Annotated in this window: 23 protein-coding genes and 1 pseudogene; 8 read left to right on the top strand and 16 right to left on the bottom strand. The window is 70.8% G+C overall.

Translation table 11 applies throughout. The annotated features are described in order from the left end of the window. Window positions 1-8 precede the first annotated feature (8 nt). From QFZ29_RS03530 to QFZ29_RS03510, 5 genes are all read right to left on the bottom strand, one after another. Window positions 9-1,079 (bottom strand): LacI family DNA-binding transcriptional regulator, encoded by a 1,071-nt coding sequence (locus QFZ29_RS03530; RefSeq protein ID WP_306892865.1) that lies wholly within the window; start codon window positions 1,077-1,079, stop codon window positions 9-11. A 29-nt stretch (window positions 1,080-1,108) separates the two neighbouring features. Next, the gene (locus QFZ29_RS03525) at window positions 1,109-2,200 is read right to left on the bottom strand and encodes a glycerate kinase (protein WP_306892864.1); all 1,092 of its coding nucleotides are present in this window, start codon (window positions 2,198-2,200) and stop codon (window positions 1,109-1,111) included. Further along, window positions 2,197-2,898 (bottom strand): ThuA domain-containing protein, encoded by a 702-nt coding sequence (locus QFZ29_RS03520; protein WP_306892863.1) that lies wholly within the window; start codon window positions 2,896-2,898, stop codon window positions 2,197-2,199. The genes QFZ29_RS03525 and QFZ29_RS03520 overlap by 4 nt, the downstream gene beginning before the upstream one ends. Window positions 2,899-2,996: 98 nt before the next feature. Beyond that, entirely contained in the window at window positions 2,997-4,982 is a 1,986-nt protein-coding gene (locus QFZ29_RS03515) for a beta-galactosidase (RefSeq protein WP_306892862.1), read from the bottom strand. Between the two features lie 203 nt (window positions 4,983-5,185). Beyond that, window positions 5,186-6,478 carry an ABC transporter substrate-binding protein gene (locus QFZ29_RS03510; RefSeq protein WP_306892861.1) on the bottom strand — a complete coding sequence of 431 codons (1,293 nt, stop codon included), beginning with the start codon at window positions 6,476-6,478 and terminating at the stop codon, window positions 5,186-5,188. Between the two features lie 114 nt (window positions 6,479-6,592). Between QFZ29_RS03510 and QFZ29_RS03505 the strand changes: the two genes are divergently transcribed. Further along, a complete protein-coding gene (locus tag QFZ29_RS03505; RefSeq protein WP_306892860.1) occupies window positions 6,593-6,745 on the top strand; it encodes a hypothetical protein in 153 nt (50 codons plus the stop codon). Between the two features lies 1 nt (window position 6,746). Here the strand turns inward: QFZ29_RS03505 and QFZ29_RS03500 are convergent, their stop codons facing one another. The 8 genes from QFZ29_RS03500 to QFZ29_RS03465 all read right to left on the bottom strand — a co-directional run bounded on the left by QFZ29_RS03500 (window position 6,747) and on the right by QFZ29_RS03465 (window position 15,233). Next, window positions 6,747-7,412: a hypothetical protein gene (locus QFZ29_RS03500; RefSeq protein ID WP_306892859.1), complete on the bottom strand. Its 666-nt coding sequence runs from the start codon at window positions 7,410-7,412 to the stop codon at window positions 6,747-6,749. 7 nt (window positions 7,413-7,419) lie between these two features. Further along, window positions 7,420-8,334, bottom strand: a complete 915-nt coding sequence (locus QFZ29_RS03495; protein WP_306892858.1) for a carbohydrate ABC transporter permease — start codon at window positions 8,332-8,334, stop codon at window positions 7,420-7,422. Next, on the bottom strand, window positions 8,331-9,278 hold the full coding sequence (locus QFZ29_RS03490; protein ID WP_306896589.1) for a carbohydrate ABC transporter permease: 948 nt from the start codon (window positions 9,276-9,278) through the stop codon (window positions 8,331-8,333). Before QFZ29_RS03490 ends, QFZ29_RS03495 begins: the two co-directional genes overlap by 4 nt. Window positions 9,279-9,417: 139 nt before the next feature. Further along, a complete protein-coding gene (locus QFZ29_RS03485; protein WP_306892857.1) occupies window positions 9,418-10,731 on the bottom strand; it encodes an ABC transporter substrate-binding protein in 1,314 nt (437 codons plus the stop codon). A gap of 208 nt (window positions 10,732-10,939) precedes the next feature. After that, complete coding sequence (locus QFZ29_RS03480) at window positions 10,940-12,070, bottom strand: Gfo/Idh/MocA family protein (RefSeq protein WP_306892856.1); 1,131 nt, start codon at window positions 12,068-12,070, stop codon at window positions 10,940-10,942. 40 nt (window positions 12,071-12,110) lie between these two features. Then, window positions 12,111-13,028: a DUF6807 domain-containing protein gene (locus QFZ29_RS03475; protein ID WP_306892855.1), complete on the bottom strand. Its 918-nt coding sequence runs from the start codon at window positions 13,026-13,028 to the stop codon at window positions 12,111-12,113. A gap of 70 nt (window positions 13,029-13,098) precedes the next feature. Continuing rightward, entirely contained in the window at window positions 13,099-14,226 is a 1,128-nt protein-coding gene (locus tag QFZ29_RS03470) for a M24 family metallopeptidase (RefSeq protein ID WP_306892854.1), read from the bottom strand. Next, window positions 14,223-15,233 (bottom strand): LacI family DNA-binding transcriptional regulator, encoded by a 1,011-nt coding sequence (locus tag QFZ29_RS03465; RefSeq protein WP_306892853.1) that lies wholly within the window; start codon window positions 15,231-15,233, stop codon window positions 14,223-14,225. The genes QFZ29_RS03470 and QFZ29_RS03465 overlap by 4 nt, the downstream gene beginning before the upstream one ends. A 149-nt stretch (window positions 15,234-15,382) precedes the next feature. Between QFZ29_RS03465 and QFZ29_RS03460 the strand changes: the two genes are divergently transcribed. The 3 genes and pseudogenes from QFZ29_RS03460 to QFZ29_RS03450 form a co-directional block, all read left to right on the top strand. Further along, entirely contained in the window at window positions 15,383-16,324 is a 942-nt protein-coding gene (locus tag QFZ29_RS03460; RefSeq protein WP_306892852.1) for an NAD-dependent epimerase/dehydratase family protein, read from the top strand. Beyond that, window positions 16,321-17,322 carry a 5-dehydro-4-deoxyglucarate dehydratase gene (locus tag QFZ29_RS03455; protein ID WP_306892851.1) on the top strand — a complete coding sequence of 334 codons (1,002 nt, stop codon included), beginning with the start codon at window positions 16,321-16,323 and terminating at the stop codon, window positions 17,320-17,322. Before QFZ29_RS03460 ends, QFZ29_RS03455 begins: the two co-directional genes overlap by 4 nt. Next, a pseudogene (locus QFZ29_RS03450) lies at window positions 17,319-17,888 on the top strand (enolase C-terminal domain-like protein); the annotation flags it as partial. The gene QFZ29_RS03455 and the pseudogene QFZ29_RS03450, both read left to right, overlap by 4 nt. On the opposite strand, the gene QFZ29_RS03445 reads toward QFZ29_RS03450, so the two are convergent. Next, window positions 17,887-18,009, bottom strand: a complete 123-nt coding sequence (locus QFZ29_RS03445; RefSeq protein WP_306896832.1) for a hypothetical protein — start codon at window positions 18,007-18,009, stop codon at window positions 17,887-17,889. The pseudogene QFZ29_RS03450 and the gene QFZ29_RS03445 overlap by 2 nt on opposite strands. On the opposite strand from QFZ29_RS03445, the gene QFZ29_RS03440 reads away from it, so the two are divergent. Both QFZ29_RS03440 and QFZ29_RS03435 read left to right on the top strand, forming a co-directional pair. After that, on the top strand, window positions 17,962-18,432 hold the full coding sequence (locus QFZ29_RS03440; RefSeq protein ID WP_306896587.1) for an enolase C-terminal domain-like protein: 471 nt from the start codon (window positions 17,962-17,964) through the stop codon (window positions 18,430-18,432). The genes QFZ29_RS03445 and QFZ29_RS03440 overlap by 48 nt on opposite strands. Continuing rightward, window positions 18,429-19,901, top strand: coding sequence for an aldehyde dehydrogenase (NADP(+)) (locus QFZ29_RS03435; protein WP_306892850.1), 1,473 nt, complete (start codon window positions 18,429-18,431; stop codon window positions 19,899-19,901). Before QFZ29_RS03440 ends, QFZ29_RS03435 begins: the two co-directional genes overlap by 4 nt. A gap of 46 nt (window positions 19,902-19,947) precedes the next feature. Here the strand turns inward: QFZ29_RS03435 and QFZ29_RS03430 are convergent, their stop codons facing one another. Continuing rightward, entirely contained in the window at window positions 19,948-21,519 is a 1,572-nt protein-coding gene (locus QFZ29_RS03430) for a serine hydrolase (protein WP_306892849.1), read from the bottom strand. Window positions 21,520-21,784: 265 nt separating this feature from the next. On the opposite strand from QFZ29_RS03430, the gene QFZ29_RS03425 reads away from it, so the two are divergent. Beyond that, complete coding sequence (locus QFZ29_RS03425) at window positions 21,785-22,951, top strand: MFS transporter (protein WP_306892848.1); 1,167 nt, start codon at window positions 21,785-21,787, stop codon at window positions 22,949-22,951. 114 nt (window positions 22,952-23,065) lie between these two features. On the opposite strand, the gene QFZ29_RS03420 is transcribed toward QFZ29_RS03425, so the two are convergent. Beyond that, window positions 23,066-24,391 (bottom strand): Gfo/Idh/MocA family protein, encoded by a 1,326-nt coding sequence (locus QFZ29_RS03420; RefSeq protein WP_306892847.1) that lies wholly within the window; start codon window positions 24,389-24,391, stop codon window positions 23,066-23,068. 214 nt (window positions 24,392-24,605) lie between these two features. Between QFZ29_RS03420 and QFZ29_RS03415 the strand changes: the two genes are divergently transcribed. Then, window positions 24,606-25,658 carry a LacI family DNA-binding transcriptional regulator gene (locus QFZ29_RS03415; protein ID WP_306892846.1) on the top strand — a complete coding sequence of 351 codons (1,053 nt, stop codon included), beginning with the start codon at window positions 24,606-24,608 and terminating at the stop codon, window positions 25,656-25,658. Window positions 25,659-25,783 lie beyond the last annotated feature (125 nt).

Raw genomic sequence — 25,783 nt, 5'->3', positions numbered from 1 at the left:
GCGGAGCCTCAACTCGCGGCCGGCGGTGCCGTGCTCTCGCGCACGACGAGGCTCGTGGCGAGGTCCATGCGCGGCGTGGGCGCCGATCGGGGCTCGCCCGACCCGTCAACCGTCGCGGCGGGCTCGTCGTATTCGTCGGCGAGCCGGATCGCGAGCCTGGCGGCCTCCTCACCCATGCGGCGAAGGGGCTGGTGCACGGTCGTGAGCCGAGGGGTGAGCCAGCGGGCGAGCGGGATGTCGTCGTAGCCGACGATCGAGAGCTCCTCGGGCACGCGGATGCCGCGCTCGCGGGCCGCTTCCATGACACCGAGCGCCTGCATGTCGCTGCCGGCGAAGATCGCGGTCGGCCGGTCGGATCGGCCGAGCAGCTCGCGGGCTCGTTCGCGGCCGCCGCTGACGTGGAAGTCCCCGAAGCGGATCCAGTCGGGGTCGATGGCGAGTCCTGCGGAGTTCATCGCCGAGCGATAGCCGTCGACCCGGGCGAGCGAGCACATCATGTCTTCAGGGCCGGTGATCGCGGCGATGCGCGTGTGGCCGAGCTCGATGAGGTGCCGGGTGGCCGCGAGGCCCCCCGACCAGTTCGCCGAACCGACCGAGGGCGCGTCGGGCGAGGGGTCGCCGGCCGGGTCGACGATGACGAACGAGATGGCCCGCGAGTGCAGCCGCTCCCGGTATTCGGGCGCCAACTCGGAGAAGACGAGGATGACGCCGACGGGCCGGCGTCGCATGACCCCCTCGATCCAGTCGGGGTCGGGCGCATGACGGCTGCCGCTCACCGTGAGCACGACGCTGAGCCCGTGCTCCTTGGCCACCTGCTCGACGCCGCCGATGAGCTCCATCGACCAGATCGGGTCGAGTTCGTGGAACACGAGCTCGATGAGCTCGGCGCGTGACTCCGAGCGCCCGCCGCCGCGGCGACGGTAGCCGCGCTCGGCGAGGAGCTGCTCGACGCGGGCGCGCGTGGGTGGCGAGACATCCGCCCGGCCGTTCAGGACCTTCGAGATGGTGGACAGCGAGACGCCCGCCTCCTCGGCCACGCTTGCGAGGGTGACCCGCTCCCCCACGACATCCGCTTCCATGTTTCGAATTCTAAGCCCGAAACTTGCGGTCAGCCGCGCGAGCGTGCGAGTTCGGCCCCCGCCGCCTGGAGCCAGCGCAACGGCTCCGCCATGGCGGGCGCGCTGCCGCCGGCGATGGCCGCGAGGGCGACGGATGCCGCGAAGCCTCGCGGATCGGCCGTGATCGCCCCGGCGACGAGCGCCGTCGGCACGCCCGCGTCGCCCGCGAGCGCAGCCACGACGGTCGGCGCCTTGCCCGCCTCGGACTGCCCGTCGAAACGCCCCTCCCCCGTGATCACGAGGTCGGCTCCCTGCAGCACGTCGGCGAGGCCGACGGTGTGCGCGACGAGCGCCGCGCCACCGCCCATCTCGGCGCCCCAGGCGAGCAGGCCGAAGCCCGCGCCGCCGGCCGCGCCCGCACCGGGTGTCTCGGGGTTCGCGGGCAGGAGCCGTGCGAGCCGCGCGAGGTTCGACTCGAGCACCTCGACGCCCGCGGCATCCGCCCCCTTCTGCGGCCCGAAGACCGCGGCAGCGCCGAGCGGGCCGAGCAGCGGATTGGTGACATCGCCGAGGATCACGGCCCCGCCGGGCGGCAGCGACCGAAGCCCGGAGAGATCGACGCGCGCGAGCGCGCCCAGTCCCCGATTGCCGAGCTTGATGGGCCGGCCCGACGCATCGAGGAATCGCCCGCCGAGCACCGCGAGCGCGCCCACCCCGCCGTCGGTCGAGGCGCTGCCGCCGAGCGCGAGCAGAAGGCGGTCGACGCCATGGTCGAGCGCCGCGGCGATCGCCTCGCCGAATCCGGCGGTGTGCGCGTCGAGCGGCGCGAGCGGGTCGAGCAACGTGATGCCCGAGGTCGCGGCGAGCTCGACGACGGCGGCCGGGCGGTCGCCGGGCAGCAGCAGCCAGTGCGACTCGACCGGTTCGGAGACCGGGCCGCGCACCGTCACCGGCATCCGCCGAGCATCGGGCACCGCCGCTGCGAACGCGTCGAGCGTGCCCTCGCCGCCGTCGGCCATGGGGCGCAGCACGAGGTCGTCGCCGGGGCGCACCGCGTGCCAGCCGCGCGCGAGGGCGGCAGCGGCATCCGCTGCGCTCGCCGTTCCCTTGAACGAGTCGGGCGCGACGACGATGCGGCTCACTCCACCTCCGCCGTGGCCGCCGGAACGTGCGAGAGCCACTCGAGCGATCGCGTGATGAGTTCGCGATGCTCCGCCGACTCGTAGGAGCGGGTGTCGTGCCCGAGCCCGTCGTACACGAGGCGCGACCGGCCGAACTCTCGCGCCCACACGAGCGGGTGACGGCCGCCGCCTTCCTCGTGCTCGGCGATCGGCTCGATGACGTCGTGCAGGTGGAAGTCGGTGTATCGCTCGTCGAACACCGTGAAGTCGCCGAGCCCCTCGGCGATGGCGTGGTTGCCGACGACGTGCACGTGCGCCTCGTCGATCGGCGGATGCCACGACTCGCCGCGCACCCAGCGCGCACCGAGCGCCCGCCCGTACGCCGGGTAGGCGCGCAGGCTCGCCGCCGCGGCATGCAGCGCGAGGATGCCGACGCCGCGATCGATCGCGGCGTCGAGCGCGGCGTTCGCCTCGGTGGTGACGGATGCCGCGGGCTGCACGCGTGCGGTGTCGTCTGGCCCCTCGGGGTCGCCCGCGTTCACGACGAGCAGGGTGACGTCGTCGGCGAGGCCGGCGAGCGCGGCGTCGGGATCCTCGGAGATCTCGACCGTGAACCCGGCCGCTCGCGCGAGCTCTGCGAGCACGGCGCTCGTCTCGGGATAGGGATGCCACGGATCGGCGTACCGGCCGGCTCCGCTCAGGATGATCGCCTTCGTCATCGTCGCTCCTTCATCGCCGTCACTGTCGCCCGTCGCCCCAGACTGCCACGCCGTGGCCGGTGCGGCCACCGTGACCTGCACCGCTTGCGCACCCGGTCTCACGCATCGAGCACCATCGCCCAGTCGAAACGGCCGAGCATGACGCGCTCGACCGGAGCGCCCGTCACGGCATCGGTGCCGACGACCACGACCTCGACCTCGTCGTCGCCGTGATTCACGAGTGTGAGGAGCTCCCCGCGGCGCGCCGCCTCGACGTGCTCGGGAAGGTCGGCGAGCACCGGTGCGACGCCCGCGTCGGCGAGGACGTGGTCGATCACGGCTTGGGCGCCCGCCTCGTCGGGCACGGTCGCGAGGTAGCGGGCGGTGCCGTTTCCGGTGCGGCGCACCGTGAGGGCCGGATGCCCCGCCAGGCGGCCGCTCGTGAACGACGCCTCGACCGTGGCATCCGCTGCCTCGATCTCGATCTCCTCGGCGACGAGCGTGCCGACCGACTCGCCGAGCGCGTCGCCCGCGAATCGCGCCTCGCGCTCGCCCGGGCCGGCGGCGCCTGGTGCGACGAGGGCTCCGAAGTCGTCGAGGCGGATGCCGTAGAGCTCGCCGAGCTGCGTGAGGAATCCGCCGTCGCGGAACCGGTCGAACTCGTCGACCACGTCGGTGAATGGGCCCGCGACCAGGTGTCCGCCGCCCTCGACGAACGTCGTGAGCGCGGCGGCACCCTCGTCGCGCAGGAGGTAGAGGAGCGGGGCGATCGCGAGCGCGTACTGGCCGTCGACGCGTTCGGGCGGCACGATGTCGACCTGCACATGGCGGCGGTGCAGTGCCCGGTACCAGCGCTGCACGACGGCGACGTAGTCGAGCTCGTTCATCGGGTGGTCGGAAGCCTCGACGGCCCACCAGTTCTCCCAATCGAAGACGAGCGCGACGCGGGCGTCGCGAGCGCCCGCCGGCAGCTCGGGCAGGGCCGCGAGCTGCTCGCCGAACGCGGTGACCTCACGCCACGTGCGAGTGCGCGTACCCGCGTACGGGAGCATCGCCGAGTGGAACTTCTCGGCGCCCGCCCGCGATTGCCGCCACTGGAAGAAGAGGATGCCATCGGCGCCTCGGCCGATCGCCTGCGCGCTGAGCGCGGCCATCTGGCCGGGAGCCTTCGGGGCGTTCGTGGGCCGCCAGTTGAGGGCGTTCGTGGCCTGCTCCATGAGGATCCAGGGCACGTCGGGCTTCATCGACCGCATGAGGTCGCGCTGGAATGCCGCGGCGCGGAAGCTCTCGGGGTCGTTCGGATCGGGGTAGCAGTCGTCGCTCACGACATCTATGTGCTCGGCCCACTGGGCGTAGTTCGCGGGCTTGAACGCGCCCATGAAGTTCGTCGTGATCGGCTGCGTCGCGCCCGCGGCACGGATGATCTCGCGCTCCATGAGGTAGCACTCGAGGAGCATGTCGCTCGTGAACCGCCGGAAGTCGAGCATCTGGCCCGGATTGTGGCTGTAGGGCGCCTTGCGCGGCGGGAACACCTCGGCGAAACTCCCGTAGCGCTGCGACCAGAAGTTCGTGCCCCAGACCTCGTTGAGCCGGTCGATCGTGACGTAGCGGCGCTCGAGCCAGCCGCGGAAGGCGTCGCGCGCGGCATCCGAGTAATCGAGCTGAACATGGCAGCCGTACTCGTTGTTGACGTGCCACATCACGACGGCCGGATGCTGCGCATACCGCTCGGCGATCGCCGTCACGAGCTCGGTGGCGAGCCTGCGGTACACCGGCGACGAGGGAGCGAACTGCTGCCGGCTGCCCGGCCAGTACACGGCGCCGTTCTCGTCTTGCGGAAGGAGCTCGGGGTAGCTCGCCGACGCCCACGGCGGCGGGGAGGCGGTCGCGGTCGCGAGGTCGACGGCGATGCCGCCCTCGTGCAGCAGGTCGATCACCCGGTCGAGCCAGTCGAAGTCGAACTCGCCCTCTCGCGGCTGGATGCGCGACCACGAGAAGATGCCGAGGCTGACCATCGTGACGCCCGCCTCGCGCATGCGCGCCACGTCGTCGGGCCAGATCTCCTCAGGCCACTGCTCGGGGTTGTAGTCGGCGCCGTAGTGCATTCGTCCTCCGTTGCTCCGTTGCTCCGTTGCTCGCTCTGGGAAAGCGTATTCCATCCCGGCCGCCCGACCGAAGTGGCGGGTCGTCGCGTGACTACTGACCAGTCTGTGCTGTTCTGGCGGGCCAGAACGACCCGAAATGGCCAGTAAACGAAAACCGGGTGCCGGCGCCCTTGCGCGCCGACACCCGGGGTCTTCGATCGAGCTCAGCCGAGGATCACCTTGGCTTCGCCGAAGAACTGCTCCACCGCGTCATCCACGCTGAGCGCGCCGAGACCGATCGACTTGCCGAGGTCCCAGAAGGTCTGCTCGAGCGAGCCGTAGCCCACGACCGGCACGGGCGGTGCCTCGCCGATGCGGTCGGCGACCGACTCGAGGTAGTCGGCGACCTGGGCGTCGATCCCCTCGAGGGTCGTGCCGGCGAGCTTCGTCTTCGAGGCCGGGAACCCGACCGTGGTGCCGAAGATCTCACCGGCCGCCTCGCTGTTCACGATGAAGTCGAGCCAGAGCGCCGCTGCCTCGGGGTGCTCCGTGTCGGCCGAGATCGCGACCTGGAGACCGCCCTGACGGTAGAGGTCCTTCGAGCCGGGCTCGTCGGTCGGCGGCGCGACGAGGGTGACGCTCGCGGCACCCGAGTCGGCGAGGTAGCCGCCGAGGAAGTTGCTCCAGCTCGCCTCGCTCGCCGTCAGGTTCGACGCGAACCCCGACTTCGGGAAGGTCTCCTCAAGGCGCTGCTGCGGCACCGTGACGCCATCGCGCGCCTCCGCACCCGAGTTCCAGAAGTCGCGGAGCTCGTCTTCCGTGAAGCCGAGCTCGCCGTCATCGGTGTAGAGGTTCTTGCCCTGCTGGCGCAGCTCGTTCTCGAAGGTCTGGATGCGCTGGGTCATGTCGGTGCCGCCGTAGACGGCGCCGCCCGTGGCATCCGTGACCGACTTCATCCAGGCCGTGTACTCCTCGGTGCTCGTGCCACCCTCGTAGGGCTCGACGCCCGCCTGCTCGAGCAGGCCGTCGTTCAGGAACACCGCCCACGAGCTGTACCCGGTGGGAAGCGAGTACTGCACGCCCTCGAGCTGCCCGGTCTGCTGCAGCGACTCCTCGAACGCGTCGAAGTCGATGTAGTCGCTCACCGTGCCGAGGTCGAGGAGCATTCCGGGCTCCGCGTATTCGCGCAGGTAGGAGTCGGAGAACTGCCACACGTCGGGCAGGCCGCCGCCGGTGGCCTCGATCTTCCGCTTCTCCCAGTACGCGGGGAAGTCGGTGAAGGTGCCCTCGATCGTGATGTTCGGGTGCTCCTCGTTGAACGCGTCGATGAGCGACTGGTACCGCGTCGCGCGGTCGTCGTTGCCCCACCAGGTGAACTGCAGCGTGACCTCCTCTTCGGGGTCGTAGGCCGCCTCGCCGTCGCCCGCGCTCCCGGCGCACCCGGTGAGGGCGAGCACCGCAGCCCCGGTCATCGCCGCAGCGGCGAGCATGCGCCGTCGCGCTCCAGTCGTGAACATCATCGTCCTCCAGTAGGTCAGTTCTCTGTGATCGGCGCGGCCCGGGAATAGCAGGGGGGAAAGCGCTTCCCGCAGCGTAGCGTGAGACGATTCAATCGGTCAACGCCGCGGCCGGTGAAGCAGGTCTCGATTCGGCAACGAGACCGCGATCGCGGTGCGTCCATCGAGGGCCCGCACGGATGCCGCGTCGCCATCGACGACCACAACGCCTCCGTCGGCGTGGCCCAGGCGCGCCACCACGCGGCATCCGTCACCTCGACGGCGTGAGTTACCGAGCCGCCCCGCGGGCGCGCCGAGGGCGCTCGGGCACGGCGACGATGGCGAGCGCGACGCAGCCGAGTGCGGCGATCACAAGCGGGATGAGCTGCCACGTGACGATGACGGCGAACGCGGCGGTCGCGATGAGGTATCCGGCACCCGCGGGGTCGTCGCGGAGTGCGCTCGGCACTGCACGCAACGCACCGAGCCAGCCGTGCTCGGGCGTCCACCGCCCTGCGGCCACGAAGAGCACGAGCACGAGCACGGCGAGTCCGACCCAGCCGACGACGCCCACGATCGGGCCTCCGGGCAGCACGCCGGTTGCGGCGAGGTCGATGTCGAGGGCCAGCACGGCGGCGATGACGACGGATGCCGCGCCCACGCCGAGGCCACCGAGCAGTGCTGCCCGCACGTCGCGCCAGAACCACTCGAGACTCGAGTCGTCGGCGCGGAGGAACCGGCGGAGGTGCCGCGCCCCCGCGGCGAGCCCCGCCGGCAGCGTGACCAGCGGAAGCGACACGAGCGCCACGAGGATGCCCACGAGCAGCACCTCGCCGAGGAGGCCGAACGCGCTGCGTGCACCCGGGAAGCGCGCCGTCGTCGCGGCGTCGTCGCGCGTCGGCCCGCTGCCCGAGAGGGCGGCCCGGCGTGCAGCTCGATCGGCGGCTCGAGACATCCGGATCCTAGCCCTTCAGACCCTGCGTGGCCACGCCGTCGACGAGGAAGCGCTGGAACACGATGAAGAAGATCAGGATCGGCAGCAGGGCGAGGAACGACACCGCGACCGTGGCCCCGTAGTCGGACGTGCTCGTCGCGTCGTTGTAGAGACGCAGCGCGATCGGCAGCGGATACTTCTCGGGTGAGTTCACGTAGAGGAGTGGACCGAGGAAGTCGTTCCAGGTCCAGATGAACGTGAAGATCGCGCTCGTGATGAGGGCCGGCTTGATGAGCGGCAGGATGATCGAGAAGAAGATCCGGACGTGCCCGGCGCCGTCGATGCGCGCCGCCTCGTCCATGTCGCGCGGGATGTTGCGGATGAACTGCACGATGAGAAACACGAAGAACGCCTCGGTGGCGAGGAACTTCGGCAGGATCAACGGCCAGTACGTGTCCACGAGCTCGAGCCGGTTGAAGATGATGTACTGCGGGATGATGATGACGTGGAACGGCAGCAGGAGCGTGCCGATCATCGCTGCGAACAGCACCCCGGCGCCCTTGAACTTGATGCGTGCAAACGCGTACGCGGCAAGTGCTGAAGAGAAGAGCGTGCCGATCACGGCCATCAGGGCGATGAAGAGCGAGTTGGCGAAGAACCGCCAGAGCGGAGTGCCGCCGATGCCCTCGAGCACCTTGACGTAGTTGTCGACCGTGGGGTTGTCGGGAATGAGTCCGGGGTTCTGGCCGAACTCGCTCGACGGCTTGAACGTCGAGAACACGAGCCAGACGAGCGGGTAGAGGATCACCGCCGTGATCGCGAGCAGCACCACGAACCAGATGATCGTGTTGACGGTCTTGCTCTTGATGCGCCGGCGCCGCGGGGGCCGCGGTTCGGTGGCGACCTCGAGGAACTCCGCGCGCGGGACTTCGATCGTGCTCATCGGTTCTCTCCCGCGTAGTGCACCCAGGACTTCTGGGTCTTGAACAGAATGAAGGCGATGATCGCCACGACGATGACGAGCACCCAGGCCATGGCTGCGGCGTAGCCCATCTGCCCATCGGCGAAGCCTCGCTTGTAGAGGTAGACGGTGTAGAAGTTCGTCATGCCGGCGGGGCCGCCCGAACCGTTGGAGATGATGAACGCCGACGCGAACACCTGGAAGGCGTTGATCGTCTCGAGCAGCAGGTTGAAGAAGATGACCGACGACAGCATCGGGATCGTGACGCTGCGGAACTTGCGCACCGGCCCCGCGCCGTCGACCTCGGCCGCCTCGTAGAGCTCCTGCGGAATCTGCTTGAGCCCGGCGAGGAAGATGACCATCGGGGCGCCGAACTGCCAGACGGCGAGCAGGATCATCATCGGGATGACGAGGTCGACGTTGCCGACCCATCCACCGAGCTCGATGCCGAAGAGGCTCAGTGAGCTGTCGACCGGGCCGTCGGTGGAGAACATCGCACGCCACACGATGGCGACGGAGACGGATGCCCCGATGAGCGACGGCGCGTAGAACGACGAGCGGAAGAAGCCGCTGCCCTTGTTGCGATAGTTCAGGAGCATCGCGACGGCGAGGGCCGCGGCGAGCTTGATGGGGGTGCCGACGAGCACGTAGACGAGCGTGATCTGCACCGACTGCATGAACTGCGGGTCTTCGGTGAACATGCGCACGAAGTTGTCGAGGCCGACCCACTCGGGCGCAGTGAAGAGGTTGTACTTCGTGAAGGCGAGGTAGAGCGAGAAGATCATCGGGCCGACGGTGAGCCCGAGGAAGCCGAGCATCCACGGGAGCAGGAAGCCGTAGCCCACGACGGTCTCCCGACGACTCTGCGATCGCTTGCCCTCGGTGGTCGGGACCTTGCCGCGCTCTGTGCGACGCAACTGGCGCATGGCCTGGCGCACGCGCGTCGACTCGGCCTCGGCGGTGACGATCGATTGGGTTTCCGTGCTCACGTGGTTCTCCGTCCTTGCGAGAACAGTGCTCCGGGCCCGGGGCAGGCCCGTCGGGCCCGGAGTCGCTGTCGTGCTGCTACTGGTTGAGGACGACGTCCAGCTCACCGAAGAACTGGTCCACGGCCTCGTCGACGGTCAGGGTGCCATAGGCGAGCTCCTGTCCGATCAGGCGGAACTTCTCCTCGAGCGAGCCGTATCCGACGATCGGCACCGGCGGTGCGTCGCCGAGGCGGTCGGAGATCGACTCCTCGTACTCGCGGATCTGCTCGCCGAGCGGGTCGAGCTCTGCACCCTCGAGCATCGTCTCGGAGGCCGGGAGGCCCCGGTTGGTGCCGAACGCCGCGCCGGCCTCGGGTGAGTTCACGAGGAAGTTGACGAGCGTGGCCGCCGCTTCGGGGTGATCGGTCTTCGAGGAGATGGAGTGCAGCATCGAGGGCTTCAGGTAGAGGTCCTTCGCGCCTTCCTCGGTGACGGGCGGGGCGACGAGGCCGAGCTCGGTGTACTCCGCGCCCAGGTTGCCGAGGTAGCCGGCGCCGAAGTTGTCCCACGTGAGCTCGCTCGCGGTGAGCGCCGAATCGAAGGCCGAGAGCGGGTAGATCTCCTCGAGGCGCTGCTGGTCGATCACGGTGCCGGCTTCACGGATGCCCGAGCCGGATTCCCAGAACTCCGCGAGGTCTTCCTCGGTGAAGTTCGGCTCACCCTCGTCGGTGAAGAGATCTTCGCCCTTGGCGCGCTGCTGGATCTCGAAGTTCTGGATGCGGCCGGTGTAGTCGGTGCCGCCCCAGATCGTGACACCCTGAGCCGCGGCGGCGTCGGTGATCTCCTGCATCCAGGAGTCGTAGTCGGCCCAATCGCCGCCCTCGAACTCCTCGATGCCGAGCTGCTCGAGGAGCTTCGGGTTCGTGTACATGCCCCAGGCGTTGGTCGACGTCGGGATACCGGTGGTCTCGTCGCCGACGACGCCGATGTCGAGGATGTTCTGGCTGAGCGGCTTGGTGTCGATGATGTCGCCGAGGTAGGGGCTCAAGTCGAGGAGCAGCCCGTTCTCGGAGTACTGGCGGAGGTAGGAGTAGTCGAACTGCATGACGTCGGGCAGGCCGCCGCCGGCAGCCTCGGTCTGGCGCTTCTCCCAGAACTCGGGGAAGCCGAGGAACGAGGAGTTCACCGTGATGTTCGGGTACTCCTCGTTGAACGCGGCGATGGCCTCTTCGTACATGGCGGCGCGCACGTCGTTGCCCCAGAAGGCCAGGTTGAGCGTGACCTTCTCGTCGGGGTCGTACTCGGCAGCGGCATCCGACCCGCCGCCCGAGCAGCCCGTGAGCACGAGGGCCGCGCTCGCGGTGAGTGCCGCTGCGGCGACCGCGACGCGGCGCTTGCGAATGTTGAACATCGTTGTTCCTCCCGGAAACGTCTCTGTCTGCCTGATTGCAATTCCACGTCGTGTGCGGGAAAGCGCTTCCCAAAGCTAACCCGCGCTCGTGCGCTGAGTCAACCTCAGACAGAAAATCGTTTCAATTCGTTATCTTCGAGCGGTCCGGATGGCGCCGAAGTGGATACGAAGCTCTGGTCAGACGGTGTTTACGCGCAGGGTCAGTCAGTCAGCCACGGCGAAGGTCGACGACCGGGCTCTCGAGGCTGCGCAACCGGTCGACGTCGTCACGGAGCGTTGCCGGCGTCACGGTCTGGCCCGTCGCGGCCGAGGAGTAGATCGCGGTCACGATCTCGAACGAGCGCGCGGCATCCGACGCCGTCGACGGCAGCGGGCCGCCTGAGCGGAGCGCCGCGTAGACGTCGCGCAGGAGCGGCTCGTGCCCGCTCGCCTCTTCGAGGTCGGGAAGTGCCCACGCCGCGGAATCTGCTTCGCCGACGTGCGGAGCCGGCGTGATGCGCCAGTGCTCGTGACCGTGGCCGTAGAGGTGGTCGACCGTCACGGTCGCGAGCTCGGTGTCGATGCGGATCGAGCTCACCTCGCGCGGCGACACGGCGCTCGTGATGACGGATGCCACGGTGCCGCCCGCGAACGTGATGACCGCCGTCGAGACGTCTTCGGTCTCGGTCTCGCGGTCGAGCCGCCAGAGGCCGCCGTGCACGCTCGCCCAGTCGCCGAGGAGCCACGCGAGCAGGTCGATCTGGTGGATGCCGTGCCCCAGGGTGGTGCCGCCGCCCTCGGTCGACCACTTGCCGCGCCACGGCACGGCGAAGTAGGAGGGGTCGCGGTACCAGAGCGTCTGGCACGTCGCGACGAGGGGGCGCCCGAGCGCGCCGGAGTCGAACAGGCGGCGCACGTGGGCCGCGGCCGAGCCGGTGCGCTGCTGGAACACGACGACGAAGCGACGATCGTTGCGCTCGGCGGCATCCGTCATCGCGTCGAGCTCGTCGAGGGAGAGCGCGGCGGGCTTCTCGCACACGACGTGCACTCCTGCGTCGAGCGCGGCGATGGACTGCTCGGCGTGGGCGCCCGGAGGCGTGCAGACGTGCAGCACGTCGATCGTGCCGCTCGCGAGCAGTTCGTCGAGCGAATCGAACACCGCGGGGCCGCCCCAGCGTTCGGCGAAGGCGCGGGCGAGCGCGGGGTCGCGGTCGACCACGGCGACGAGCTCGGCATCGGATGTCGCCGCGAGCCCCGCGGCATGGGAGTTCGCGATGGCGCCGGTGCCGACGATCGCCGCGCGCAGCGGGGCGGACGAGGCGGGTGTGGTGGACGGCGCGGGTGAGGGCTTCTCGGTCATCGGGCTCCTTCGGGGTGGCCGGTCTCGGGCACGGCGGCGCTCATGAGTTCAGCAGGTCGGGCAGCCGGGCCGATCCTGCCGCGGCGAGCGCCGCAGCGCGGTCGGGGTCGCTCGCGCCATCCGCGATGACGACGCCGTAGCGAAGGTCGAGGGTCGCACCCGGCTCGACCTCGTGCTCCTCGCTGAAGAACGGAGCGGGGCACAGGCACGCGAACTCCTCGCTGCGGGCAAACCACTGCGGCGGATGCTGCAGGTTGCCGGGGTCGTCGATCATGACGATCGTCGAGGCGGCGCCGGTGACGTCGTGGCGACCGGTGAACCCCATCCAGGGCGCCCGTGTTCCGCGCAGCTCATCGCCGCCGGCGATGCCGGGGGCGAGCACGGATCCGCCGGTGAACGACCTGGGGCCTCGCCAGAACAGTCCGCCGTAGCCGGCGTTCTCCCGGCCGCGCGTGGTCGGCGAGCCGATCGGGATCAGGCGGCCGCTGACGTTGCGCATGCTGGTCGCGAAGGCGAGGAGCCACGAGTCGTCGTCGAGGAGGGTGGCCCCCACGATGCGCTGCTCCTCGAAGAGCTGCTCGCCGCCCTCGGTCACCCAATCGAGCGCCTCGACGAACCGGGCCGTGGATTCGTCGTCGACCACCGGGAATTCGCGGTGGCCCTGGGTGCCGTTGTTCGGCAGCTGCACGTAGCCACGGCGGTCGACGAACGTGGGTCCGCCCCAGAAGTTCTCGTCGCCGACCACCGGCAGCGACCAGGTGATGCCCTTGTGCCAGACGTGGTCGTGCGGGCGGTAGAGCGAGACGAGCTCCCCCGCGCGAGTGCGGATGGGGCTGAAGTACGGCCGCGGGGACTCGAGCTGCGGGTTGTCGGGACGGTGCACGTATTCGGCGAGCACGACGGAATCAGCCGTGAACCCGAGGCGGCCATCCATGGTGTCGATGCGGATGCGGCTCATCTGGAACTCCTGCGAGTCGTCGTCGGTCTCATGATCGGTCGAGCTGGTTGGGAAAGCGCTATCCCACGCGCTATCCCGAGCCTACACGCTCGAGCTCGATCGGGCGATCGATGCCGGCGACCTCGATCGTCGGCCAGCGGGGATCGACGGTGAGCACCTCCACACCGGTCGTCCGCACGAGCACGGTGTCTTCTACCTTGGCGCCCGGCGCCGTCGGATTCCACGCGAAGGCGTGGTCCTGCTGTACCACGTCGCTTACGACCGCAGTGCCGCGCGGGTCGCGCCCTGCGTATCCCGCGGCGCCGCCCTGGTGATGACGGCGCCACTCGTCGCTGCCGAAGCCGTGCCGTGCATACGAGTCGATGCCGCCGCGGAACGCCTCGCCGATCGTCGCGCCGACCAACGTCGAGGCGAAGAAGGCCGCCTCGACCTCGAGGATGCGCCGCTCGGCGTCGGCCTCGGCGTCGGCGTCGCTCCGACCGCCCGAGCGCACCCACCTCGTGGCGTTCGCGATGAGGCCGTGCCGGCGGCCGCACGCCACGAGCATGGCGCGGTCGCCGATCGGCGAGCCGGTGGGCAGCGGATGCCGGTGGCCGAGGCGCGATCGGCCCGCGACGAGGATCACGAGCGGGTCGATCCCGCGCGCGATGAGGTCGCCGCCGAGGCGCGCCGCGACGTCGCGCTCGGATGCAGCGGGATCGGCGGAGTCCGCGGCATCCGTCAGCGCCTCGGCGACCTCGCGCCCGAGCGCTCGGTACCGGGCGAGCTCGGCCGGAAGGAGACTCGCCCGCGCCGCTCGCAGTTCGGCCGCGACGTCGTCTTCGGCGAGCGCGGCGATGCCGGCCGGCGCGAGGACGTCGTGCCATGGCACGCGGGTGACGTCGAGGTCGAGGTCGCCGATCGCGCCGAGCTCCTCGTCGAGCAGCCGGTCGGCCTCGTTGGCGAACACGCGCAGCTCGTCGCCGCCGTGCCGCACGACGACGGCCGCAATGGGATCGCCCGCGAGCGAGACGTGGGTCCGCGCTCCGTCGAGGTACCACGCGACGGCGGCGTGCGAGTGGAGCACGATCGAGTCGGCGCCGCGGCGCCCGAGCAGTTGCAGCATCCGCTCGCGCTTCACCCGGCGGTCGGCGGCCGAAGGCGCCGATGACGCCGGCACGGTCGTCTGGGCCGACGTCGCCGCCGCCACCCTGCTCATCGCACGGGCCCGGTGCTCTCGCGCGCCTCGAGGCGCGGCCGATACAGCACGGTGTGCTCGATCGGCCCGCCGGCGATGAGCGTGCGCAGCCGTGCCCAGACTTGCGCGCCGATCTCGCCTCGCGGCACCGACATGCTCGTGAGCCGCGGCGTGGCGAACCTCGCCATCGGCACGTCGTCGAATCCCGCGATGGAGAGGTCGCCGGGGACCTCGACGCCGAGCTCGCGCAGCCGGGTCATGAGCCCGAGCGCGACGAGGTCGTTGAAGGCGATGACCGCGGTCACGCCCTCACGTCGCGCGGCGTCGACGGACTCGGCGGCCTCGTAGCCGTCGTCGAGCCGGGAGCCGCCCTCGATGACGTCGATCGCGATGCCGGGCTCGGCCGCCACCGCGTCGGCGACGCCGCGCAGGCGCTCGGCGTTCGAGGCGCTCAGCCTGGGGCCGCTGAGATACGCGAGGCGCCGATGGCCAAGGCCGTGCAGGTGGTCGACGAGGTCGCGGATGCCGCGTGCGTAGTCGACGCCGACGATCGGAACTTGCGCGCCGGGAAGGGGCCGGTTCACGACGACGACCGGCGCGATGCGGGCCACGAGTCGTTGCAGGCGCTCCTCGGGCATGCGCGGCGCGCACAGCACGATCGCGTCGCAGCGATGGCGCGCTTCGAGCGCAGTGACCTCTTCTTCGTCGACCTGCTCGGCGGTATCGGCGACGAGCACCCGATAGCCGTCGGCCGCCACCGCTCGGCTGAGTCCCTTGAGGATGCCCTGGAAGAGCGGGTTCTCGAGATCGGGCACGACCATCGCGATCGTGTCGTTGCGCCCGTGCACGAGACTTCGCGCGGCGACGCTCGGCGTGTAGCCGAGTGCCGTGATGGCGGCCTGCACGGCCTGCACGATGGCGGGGTCGACGGACTGCTTGCCATTGAGCACGCGGGAGACGGATGCCTGTGACACCCCCGCCCGCGCGGCGACGTCGGCGATCGTGACCGCTCGGTTCCGATCGCTCATCTCACTCCTCGGCGCTGTCGTCTGTGCGATGCCGGCGTGCCGACACGCCGGGAAATCGGTTCCCCAGTGTAGCGCCGAAGTTGCCCGAGACGCGCGCCTCCCCTAGGCTCTCAGCGAGAAAGCGGTTTCTCAGCAAGGGAGCACGAGCCATGCACGTCGTCGTCACCGGTGCATCCGGTCGTCTGGGCCGCAGCGTCTGCGCCGCCCTCGTGGCGGCGGGCCACCTCGTCGTGGGCGCCGACCGCACGTTGGGCGGTCTTGACGGCATCGACGAGCGGGCGATCGACCTCGCCGACGATCGAGCCGTCCAACGATTGCTCGACGAAGTGCGACCCGATGCGCTCGTGCACCTCGCGGGCATCGCCGTGCCCTTCAGCGCGCCAGAGCGCGACATCCTGCTCACGAACACGAGCCTCGCGCACATCGTGCTCGCCGCCGCAGCTCGGGGCGGAGTGGCGAGGGTGCTCGCCGCGAGCAGTCCGACGGTGATCGGCTACGGCTCGCCCGGTTGGCATGCGGCATCCGTGCCCATCGACGAACGCCATGCGGTCGCGCCGACGAACGCCTACGCCCTCTCGAAGGTCGTCATCGAAGACACCGTGCGAATGTTCTCCCGCACGTCGAACGGCGCGTTCGGCTTCTTCCGGCCCTGCTACGTCGTCTCCCCCGAGGAATGGGCGGGCGCCCCGACGCAACAGGGCCACACCATCGCCGAGCGGCTCGCCGACCCCGCCCTCGCCGCGGTGAGCCTCTTCAACTACGTCGACGCGCGCGATGCCGCGGAGTTCGTCGCCGCGTGGCTCGCAGCCCCCGCCGCCGCCATCGACGGCGAGGGGTTCTTCGTCGGCGCCGCCGACTCGCTCGCCGTGCGCCCCGTGGCCGAGCTCTGGCGCGACTTCGCCCCGGGTCTCGGCGAGGCCGCCGAGCTGCTCACGGGCACGCAGCCCGTGTTCGACATCGGCAAGGCCCAACGGCGGCTCGGATGGCGGCCGGCGCGCAGCTGGCGCACCGAGCTCGACGCGGCATCCGTCGCCTCCGAGGCATCCGTCGCCGCATCCGTCATCCGACCGCACGAGACGAGGGCCTCATGACCGCATCCGCTCCCCGATTCGACGGAGTGCTCTTCTTCCCCGTCACGCCGTTCGGCGCCGACGGCGGCGTCGAGCTCGACCTGCTCGCCGAGCACGTCGAGAGCCGGCTCCCGTTCGGCCCCGGCGCGGTGTTCCCGGCGTGCGGCACCGGCGAGTTCCACGCACTCGCGGCCGGTGAGGTCGTCGACGTCGTGCGCACGACCGTGCAGACCGTGGCCGGGCGCGTGCCCGTGATCGCCGGCACCGGCGGCCCGCTCGGTCACGCGATCGAGCTCGCGCGGGGCGCGGCCGACGCCGGAGCCGACGGCTTGCTGCTCCTTCCGCCGTACCTCGTCTCGGGCACCGCCGACGGCCTCGTCGCGTGGGTCGAGGCGGTCGCTGCGGCGACCGAGCTGCCTGTGATCGTCTACCACCGCGGCACCGCGCGCTACACCGCCGACACGATCACGCGGCTCGTCCGCAACCCGCGCATCATCGGCTTCAAGGACGGTACGGGCGACATCGGGCTCGCGCAGGAGATCGTGCTCGCGGCGCAGGCAACGGGGCGCGACCTGCAGTTCTTCAACGGCCTGCTCACGGCCGAGCTCAGCCAGGGCGCCTACCGCGGCATCGGCATCCCGCTCTACTCGTCGGCCGCCTTCGCGATGATCCCCGAGCTCGCCGGGCTGCACTATCGCGCCTACACCGACGGAGATGAGGAGACACGGATGTCGCTCCTGCGCGAGTTCTACACGCCCCTCGTTCGACTCCGCGACGAGACACCCGGCTTCGGGGTGTCGCTCATCAAGGCGGGACTCCGCTTGCGCGGCCTTCCCGTCGGCTCGGTGCGCCCGCCGCTCGTCGACCCGTCGCCTGAGCAGGAATCCCGGCTCGCGGCGATCCTCGACGACGGCCTCGCGCTCGCCGAGCGGCTCGAGACGGCGGCGGCTGCGGCAGTGACGGCGCCACCGGCGGCTGCGGCTGGACCGACAGCAGTGACGGCGGCGGCCGCGCGGTGACCACCTCGATCCGGCGGTTGTCGACGCGGCTCGTGCGCGTGCCGTTGCGGCGCCCGTGGGGGCCCGACGTCACCGACATCTCCCTCATCGAGGTCGTCGTCGAGGATTCGGCCGGCGACGTCGGCTACGGATTCTCGTGGACCCCCTCGATCGGCGCCGCGGCCGTACAGGCGCACCTCGACCACGACATCGCCGCGTTCGCCGTCGGGCGCGACGCCGACGCCGAGTCGCTCTGGACCCCCCTCTGGCTCCACTTGCACGAGGGCGGTGGCGGCGGCATCACGACGATCGCGATGGCCGGGCTCGACCTCGCGCTCTGGGACCTCGCCGCACGCCGGGCCGGCGTGGGCATCACCGACCACCTCGGCCGCCGCCACGACGTCGCCGCGATCTACGGCAGCGGCGTGAACCTGCACTACCCGCTCGACGAGCTCGTCGCGCAAGCCGAACGCTGGGTGGCCGCGGGATTCGACGCCGTCAAGGTGAAGGTCGGCAGTTCGCTCCTCGACGACGACGTGCGGCGCATCGCGGCGGTCCGCGAGGTCATCGGGGGCGACCGCGACCTCATGATCGACGCGAACCAGCGGTGGGAGCCTCGAGCAGGCCGAGCGGGCGCTCGACGCCCTCGCCCCCTTCGACCTGGCCTGGATCGAGGAGCCGCTGCGCGCCGACGACCTCGCCGCGCACGTCGCCCTCCGCGACCGCATCGACGTGCCGATCGCCCTCGGCGAGAACCTGCACACGCGCTACCGGTTCGCCGAGTTCATCGACGCGGGCGTCGTCGACGTCGTGCAGCCGAACATCGTGCGCGTCGGCGGCATCACCCCGTTCCTCGCGATCGCGTCGCTCGCCGACGATCGCGGCGTGGATCTCGCGCCGCACCTGCTCCTCGAGCTCTCAGCCCAGCTCGCGCTCACGCTGCCGGGCGAGCACCTCGTCGAATCCGTCGAGGACGCCTCCTTCGCCGACCTCGGCGTGATCGCATCGCCATCGCCGGTCATGGTCGAGGGCACGCGGGCACGCACGACGGGGCAGACTGGACTGGGCATCCGCTTCACCGATGACCGAGCGGATGCCGCGGCATCCGCTGATCCCACGGAGGAATCATGACCACGACCGATACCGCCACCCGCACCACTCTCGACGAGGTCTCGGATGCCGCCCGGCGCGCCTTCGCCGTCACGGTGGCGTCCACCGCCGCCGAGCGTGCCGCGTGGCTCACCGCGGTCGCCGATGCCCTCGATGCGAATGGGCCCGAGCTCATCGCCATCGCCGACGAGGAGTCTCACCTCGGCACCACTCGCCTCACGGGCGAGCTCGCCCGCACGACCTCGCAGCTGCGGCTCTTCGCGGAGGCCGTCGTCGAGGGCTCCTACCTCGAGGCCACGGTCGACCACCCGAATGCCGAGACGATCCCGCCGCGCCCCGACCTCCGCCGCATGCTGCGTCCGCTCGGCCCGGTGGCCGTCTTCAGCGCCTCGAACTTCCCGTTCGCCTTCTCGGTCGCGGGTGGCGACACCGCGTCGGCCCTCGCCGCCGGATGCCCCGTGATCGTGAAGGGGCACTCCGCGCATCCGCGGCTCTCGCGTCGCACCGCCGACGTCGTCGCCGGTGCACTGGCCGCGGCGGGGGCGCCCGACGGCGTGTTCGGCCTCGTCGAAGGCCGCGAGACGGGCGTCGCGCTCGTGCAGCATCCGTCGATCCGTGCCGTGGGCTTCACCGGATCGCTGCACGGCGGCCGCGCGCTCTTCGACCTCGCGTCGGGCCGACCCGACCCCATCCCCTTCTACGGTGAGCTGAGCGCCGTGAACCCCGTGCTCATCACCGCCGCCGCGCTCGACGCGCGCGCCGACGAGCTCGCCGCGGGACTCGCGGCATCCTTCACCCTCGGGGCCGGACAGTTCTGCACGAACCCCGGTGTCGTATTCGTGCCGGCGGGCTCCGGCTTCGCCGAGCGCGTCGGAGCGGCGGTCGGCGCGACCGCACCAGTGCCGATGCTCACCGACGGCATCGCGGCGGCGTTCGCCGACGGGCTCTCGGGCCTTGCCGCCCACGACGGCGTGACCGTCGTGGCGGGCTACGCAGCGCAGCAGCCGGGCACCGGATCGGCCGTCGTGCTCTCGACGACGACCGCCGCCGTGCTCGCCGATCCGTCGGCGCTCCTCGTCGAGTGCTTCGGCCCGTCGACGCTCGTCGTCGAGTACGACCGCCTCGACGACGCCTTGGACGCGATCCACTCCATCGGCGGCAGCCTCACGGCCACCGTTCACGCCGAGCCCGGCGAGGAACTCGGCGGCATCGTCGAGGTACTCACCGAGATCGCCGGCCGCGTGCTCTTCGCGGGCTGGCCGACCGGCGTCGCCGTGAGCTGGGCGCAGCAGCACGGCGGCCCGTGGCCGTCGACGACGTCGATCCACACCTCGGTCGGCGTGACCGCCGTGCGCCGGTTCCTCCGGCCCGTCGCGTACCAGGATGCATCCGATGCCGTGCTGCCGCCCGAGCTCCGCGAGTCGAACCCGCTCGGGATCCCGCGCCGCGTCGACGGCGTGCTGCGCCTGCCCGGTGCGCCGGTGACCTGAGTGGGCGTCGACGCCTTCTGTGACGCTGCCGCAGGGCGTTCGCGGCTCAGCCCGCGGCGCGGGTGAACGTGCCGAGTCCGTGCTCGTCGAGCAACTCGATCTCGAGCGTGGACCCGTCGAACGTCGTCTGCGAGACGCTGCCGAGGGCTGCGTTCTCGCTGAACGGTTCGAAGACGAACACGTCGCCGTCCCAGTGGTCGAGCGGCCAGACCACCGTGCCCGGGCCGACCGTGAGCTCGAGGGAATCACCCACCACGGTGACCCGGGCGGTACCGAAGTAGTCGTTCACGTAGTCCCCCGCGTACTCGGCGAGCGCGCGAGCCGGCGCGGCATCCGCGGGAGGTGACTCCCCGACGAGTTCCCCGGTAGGACCGGCCTCCGCGGTAAACAGGGCCGTGTACAGCGCGAACCAGTCCTGGCGGATCTCCCCGAATTGGGCGAGATCCATGAAGCGGGCGGCGACGGCCTCTGTGGTGCCGTCGGCGGAGCCGTTCGCGAGGGCGATGATGCCGAGCCCTGCTTCCGGGAGCATGCTGAACGTCGTGCCGGCACCGAGGTAGAAGGCGCCCGAATGGGTGACGGAGGCGAGGCCTCCCGCTGTCGACCCCACATTGAAGCCGTAACCGTAGAACCCGGAGCGCTGGTAACCGAGCGCCGCCGCGCCCGAGACCGACTGGGCGGTGATCGCCGGAACGAGCGCCTCGGGGCTCACGACGTCGTTCGCCTCGGCATCCGGGCCGGAGGCACTGAGGACCATCGACATCCACGCCGCCATGTCGGTGGCACTCGAGCTCACCCCGCCCGCGGGCGACTCGGCGTCGGGCTGGCGCTGGCTCGGGGTGACGATCCACTCGTCGTCGTCGAGGATGTGGCCGTCGGCGCGGTTCCCCTCCGCCATGAAGTCGTCGAACCGAGAACTCGTCGAGCGCATGCCCAGCGGCTCGTACAGCACCTCCTCAGACAGGTCGGCCCAGTCGACGCCCGCGGCGCGAGCGACCGACTCCGCCGCCGCGGTGATGTCGAAGTTGCCGTACGCGTACGTCGAGCGGAACGGGGACAATGGCGTGTACCGGAGTCGCTGCAGCACCTCACCGCGGTCGTACCCCAGGTCTTCGAGCTCGTCACCCGCATGCTTGAAGAGCCCCGAGCGGTGCGCATACAGGTCGCCGATCGTCACCTGCTCGGTGACCCAAGGGTCGGCGAGGGCGAATTCGGGCAGGTGCAGCGCGACCGGAGTGTCCCAGTCGACGACGCCCTCGGTCACCTCGTGCGCGACGACGGTCGCACCGACCGACTTCGACACCGACGCGAGCTGGAACACGGTGTCGGGGTCGACGGGCTCTCCGCTGTCGATGTTGCGCACACCGAACCCCTCCGAGTAGATGAGCTTGCCGCCGTACACGACCGCAACGGCGAGCCCAGGCATGCCGGTCTCATCCATGAGTTGTTCGATCGAGGCGGGGAGCGCTGCGACCGCCGCCTCGATGCGTTCGTCGGTGACCGTCGCGACGGCGTCGGCCGGCGGGTTGCCGTATCCCGGCCTCTCGGTGGACAGGGGTGGCGTGGTCGGGGTGGATGGCTCCCCCGCGCCGAAGGTGCATCCGCTCAATGCTGCCATGGCCCCCGCCACGACTCCTGCCGTAGCGATGAACATGCTCGTGCGTCGCATCCGATTCACCGCCCCCGCGCGGGCCTGGCCGCGACGCCGACAGCATATTCCCAACGGACCCCGCCCGCTCGCCCCAGTTCGCGTGGGATGCGTCATCGCGACGACGCGAAGTCCGTGACAGGATCGCGGTGTGGCCGACCGATTGATGCTCCTCGATACCGCCTCCCTCTCTTTCGCGCCTTCGACGGCGTGCGCCGGTGCGCCGGTGAGCTGAGTGGGCGTCGCGGCCTATCTCACAGCGGCCACGCCGCCGCGACTGGCGGTCGGCGGCATCACCGTGGCCATCCCCGTGCTCGCGGTCGAGCAGCTCGGCGACGTCGCGCTCGGCGGCCTGCTCGTGGCCGCTGCACTGGGGCCGAGCATCGTCGCCGCGCCGATCGTGGGCGCAGTGCTCGATCGCTCGCGCCGGCCGGGAGCGCTCATGGCGGGCGCGGGACTCGTGACGGCCGTGGCGTTCACGGTCGCCGCCTTCCTCGGCGACGTGCCCGCATGGGTGGTCGCGCTCGCCCTCATCATCGCCGGCGTCACGACGCCGTTCCTGATGGGCGGACTGTCGAGCTTCGTGACCGAGGGGATTCCAGAAGAGCGGAGAGCCTACGCCATCGACGCGCTGGCCTACAACCTCGGAGCGGTGGCCGGACCGGCCACCGTCGCGGCGGCGGCAGCCTTCGGCTCCGCCCGGCTCGCAACGCTGCTCATGGCGGGAAGCGCGTTGCTCGGCGCGGCCGGTACGCTCCCGCTGCGACTCCGCCCGCTCGCCGGCGAGCCGCACGGCTCGATGCTCGCCACGATGGCTGCGGGCTTCCGCCATATCGCGACGCATCGGCCGCTCGCCGTCATCACCGCGAGCGGCACCGTCAGCCAGTTCGGCGCGGGCGGCCTCGCGATCGCCGCGGTCGCGCTCTCGGTCGAGCGCAGCAGCGATGCGGGCGCGGGAGCCGTCATCGTGACGGCCTTCGCAGTGGGCGGCCTGCTCGGCGCGCTCGCGAACTCGGCGTATCCCGCGCGGCTCCGGCCCGAGCTCGTCATGGGCGCCGGCTTCGCCGCCACCGGGGTGTTCACCGTTCTCGCCGCCCTCGATCTCGGCACGGAATGGACGATCGCCGCCATCGGGATCTCCGGGCTGTTCACGGCGTCGAGCGCGGCGGCGATGCTGCTCCTCCGCAAGCAGCAGAGCCCGCCGTCGCTCCGATCGCAGGTGTTCACCGTGGGCGCGGGCCTGCGCGCCGCCGCGGCCGCGGCTGGTGCCGCGGCCGCGGGGCTGTCGGCCGGCATCGGCGCCGAGGCGCTCATCATCGCCATCGGTGCGGTCTGGATCGTCTCGGGGGCGATGCTCGTCGCTTACCCGAAGGGCGCTCCCGCCATCGACGGCCCGCGCTGACCACACCCGCTGTCGCTGTCGCTGCCGCGAGATGACGCAAATCGACCCTTCCACGCTCGGGAAGGTCGATTTGCGTCATCTCACGCGCGACGTCGCGCCCACCCCCGCGCCGCCCTACACCCCGAGCTCGAGCTCCGAGATCAGCACCGGCTGTCCGGTCGCGAGCGAGAGGTTCCCGGCGATGCCCACGGAGACGGCCTTCACGCCATCGGCGTAGCCGGCGACGCGGCCGAGCGGCGCGTCATCCGTCACGCGGTGGAAGAGGTGCTCGAGCAGGTAGGCGTCGCCGCCGCCGTGGCTGCCGATGCCGTCGGGGATCGGCACGACCTGCGCGCCCTCCCAGTGCCGCTGCAGCACGAGCCGCTCGGAGTCGGGACGCACTTCGTCTTCGGGCGAGTACCCGGGATGCATGCTCGGGTCGATCACCACGCGGCCGTCGTCGCCGATGAGCACGGCGCCCCGCTCGACGACCTCGAGCTCGGCGCGCCCCTCGGTGCCGTTCACCGTGACGCGGTAGCCCTCCCACGGCGCGTGCGCGTTCAGCGAGTAGCTCATCGTCGCGCCGGAGTCGTAGTCGACGATCGCGGCGAGGTTGTCTTCGATCGTGATGCCCGGATCGAACACGTCGCGGTCGCGGAGGTAGCCGTCATGGTGCTCGTTGTCGAGGTAGAGCTCCTTCATGCGGGCGTCGGCCTCGAGATCGAGCGCGAAGGGGTCGCCGATGACTCCGGTGCCGCGCGCGGCACGTTCGCCGAGCCCGCGCGCGGCCGCGTTCTCCGCACCGTAGAAGCGCAGCCCGCCGCTCGCGAAGACGCGCGTGGGCGACGCCTGGATCCACCAGTTGACGAGGTCGAAGTGGTGCGAGGCCTTGTGGATGAAGAGGCCGCCCGAGTTGGCCTTGTCGCGGTGCCAGCGGCGGAAGTAGTCGGCGCCGTGCACCGTGTCGAGCGCCCATTCGAAGTGCACGCTCGTCACGTCGCCGATCGACCTCTCGGCGATGACGCGTCGAAGCGAACTGTTGCGCGGGCTGTACCGGTAGTTGAACGTCGTGATGACCTCTCGGCCGGTCTCGGCGATGGCCTCGCCGATGCGCCGAACGCTCTCGGCGTCGATCGTGAGCGGCTTCTCGACGACCACGTCCGCGCCGGCGCGGAGTGAGCGCACGACGAGATCGGCGTGCGTGTAGTCGGGGGTCGTCACGATGATGCGGTCGAGGCGCTCGTCGCGAATCATCCGTTCCAGGTCTTCGGGCCGATAGCGGACGGGCAGCGGATGCCCCGACGCGGCGATCTCCCGCTCGTACACGTCGAGACGCCCGGGGTTCACATCGCTCCACGCCACGAGGCTCGCGACGTCGGCGTGCTCGCCGATGAGCGCACCGACGTACATTCCCGCTCGACTGCCCGTGCCGATGAGTCCGTACCGTTCCTGCTGCGCCATCGCCTGCTCCGCTCGGGTCTCGGTTGAGAAAGCGCTTCCCCCGAGGCATCCCATTCACGGGGGTCTCGCCTTAGAATCAAGGAGAAAGCGCTATCTCCGTTCTACCAGCAACGGCCGCGGCGGCCAAACCGCCGGGTCGTGGAAAGGGCCGCGCGGTAGAGTCGGATCGCGCGAGCGGAGCGGAGAACGCCCCTCGGAAACGCGGGAGGAACCGATGACGGAGACCGGGATCGGCACGAGCAAGAGCACTCCGGCGACCCTGCACGACGTCGCTCGCGAGGCGGGCGTCTCGCTCGCCACTGCGTCGCGTTCGCTGAACGGCAGCACGCGCAAGGTCAATGACGAGTACCGCAAGCGCGTGCTCGACGCCGCCGCGCGTCTCGACTACTCCCCCAACCTTTCGGCACAGGCCGTCGCCAGGGGCACGACGACGACCGTCGCCCTGCTCGTCGCCGACATCGCCGACCCCTACTTCTCCTCGATCGCCGCGGGCGTCGTGGCCGAGGCCGACCACGAGCGGCTCATCGTCACGATGGCGGCGACCGAGCGCGACCCCGAGCGAGAATTCGAGCTCGTGCGCACCCTCCGCGGGCAGCGTCCCCGCGTCATGATCCTCGCGGGCTCGCGCCCGACGAGCGATCCCACCGAGGGCGCGCTCGGCGAGGAGCTCGCCGCCTACGAGCGCTCGGGCGGGCGGGTAGTGCTGATCAGCCGCAACGAGTTCGACTTCCGCACCGTGATCGTCGAGAACACCGCCGGAGCCGAGGCGCTCGCACGTGAGCTCGTCGGCATCGGCTACCGCCGGTTCGCCGTCATCACGGGCGGCGAGGGCCTCCGCACCGCGGCCGACCGCGTCGAGGGATTCCGCGCCGGCCTCGCCGCGGCGGGCGGCACGCTCGACGACGAGCACGTGGTGCGCGCGGCGTTCACGCGCGACGGCGGCTACGACGGCATGCGCCAGCTCATCGAATCGGGCCTCGACGGCATCGAACTCGTCTTCGCGGCCAACGACGTCATGGCGGTCGGCGCGCTCTCGGCGGTCCGCGACGCGGGCCTCACACCCGGCACGGATGTCGCGGTCGCCGGCTTCGACGACATCCCCACGGTCCGCGACGTCACGCCCGCCCTCACGACCGTGCGAGTCCCACTCGAGGAGCTCGGGCGCCGCGCGCTCCGACTCGCCCTCGGTGACGAGACCGCCTCGAGCGAGGGCGCGGTGCGCACCGAGGTCGTGCTGCGGGAGTCGACCCCCGGCATCACGCTCTGAGCCCGGTGGTTGAGTAGGCAGCGAAGCAGCCGTATCGAGACCACCCGACCCCTCGACGTCCGGTGGTTGAGTAGGCAGCGAAGCAGCCGTATCAAAACCATCCCCGCACACGGGGTGTTGCGAAT

This window comes from Agromyces albus (genome assembly GCF_030815405.1).
Classification (GTDB): domain Bacteria; phylum Actinomycetota; class Actinomycetes; order Actinomycetales; family Microbacteriaceae; genus Agromyces; species Agromyces albus_A.
Note: the sequence above shows the minus strand (reverse complement) of the source record. Positions and strands in the feature narration are given on the sequence as shown.

Bases quoted from the DNA above. Each gene is read 5' to 3' on its own strand.
- QFZ29_RS03530 (WP_306892865.1), bottom strand. From the start codon at position 1,079: ATGGAAGCGGATGTCGTGGGGGAGCGGGTCACCCTCGCAAGCGTGGCC.
- QFZ29_RS03520 (WP_306892863.1), bottom strand. From the start codon at position 2,898: ATGACGAAGGCGATCATCCTGAGCGGAGCCGGCCGGTACGCCGATCCG.
- QFZ29_RS03515 (WP_306892862.1), bottom strand. From the start codon at position 4,982: ATGCACTACGGCGCCGACTACAACCCCGAGCAGTGGCCTGAGGAGATC.
- QFZ29_RS03510 (WP_306892861.1), bottom strand. From the start codon at position 6,478: ATGTTCACGACTGGAGCGCGACGGCGCATGCTCGCCGCTGCGGCGATG.
- QFZ29_RS03500 (WP_306892859.1), bottom strand. From the start codon at position 7,412: ATGTCTCGAGCCGCCGATCGAGCTGCACGCCGGGCCGCCCTCTCGGGC.
- QFZ29_RS03495 (WP_306892858.1), bottom strand. From the start codon at position 8,334: ATGAGCACGATCGAAGTCCCGCGCGCGGAGTTCCTCGAGGTCGCCACC.
- QFZ29_RS03490 (WP_306896589.1), bottom strand. From the start codon at position 9,278: ATGCGCCAGTTGCGTCGCACAGAGCGCGGCAAGGTCCCGACCACCGAG.
- QFZ29_RS03485 (WP_306892857.1), bottom strand. From the start codon at position 10,731: ATGTTCAACATTCGCAAGCGCCGCGTCGCGGTCGCCGCAGCGGCACTC.
- QFZ29_RS03480 (WP_306892856.1), bottom strand. From the start codon at position 12,070: ATGACCGAGAAGCCCTCACCCGCGCCGTCCACCACACCCGCCTCGTCC.
- QFZ29_RS03475 (WP_306892855.1), bottom strand. From the start codon at position 13,028: ATGAGCCGCATCCGCATCGACACCATGGATGGCCGCCTCGGGTTCACG.
- QFZ29_RS03470 (WP_306892854.1), bottom strand. From the start codon at position 14,226: ATGAGCAGGGTGGCGGCGGCGACGTCGGCCCAGACGACCGTGCCGGCG.
- QFZ29_RS03465 (WP_306892853.1), bottom strand. From the start codon at position 15,233: ATGAGCGATCGGAACCGAGCGGTCACGATCGCCGACGTCGCCGCGCGG.
- QFZ29_RS03460 (WP_306892852.1), top strand. From the start codon at position 15,383: ATGCACGTCGTCGTCACCGGTGCATCCGGTCGTCTGGGCCGCAGCGTC.
- QFZ29_RS03455 (WP_306892851.1), top strand. From the start codon at position 16,321: ATGACCGCATCCGCTCCCCGATTCGACGGAGTGCTCTTCTTCCCCGTC.
- QFZ29_RS03435 (WP_306892850.1), top strand. From the start codon at position 18,429: ATGACCACGACCGATACCGCCACCCGCACCACTCTCGACGAGGTCTCG.
- QFZ29_RS03430 (WP_306892849.1), bottom strand. From the start codon at position 21,519: ATGGCAGCATTGAGCGGATGCACCTTCGGCGCGGGGGAGCCATCCACC.
- QFZ29_RS03420 (WP_306892847.1), bottom strand. From the start codon at position 24,391: ATGGCGCAGCAGGAACGGTACGGACTCATCGGCACGGGCAGTCGAGCG.
- QFZ29_RS03415 (WP_306892846.1), top strand. From the start codon at position 24,606: ATGACGGAGACCGGGATCGGCACGAGCAAGAGCACTCCGGCGACCCTG.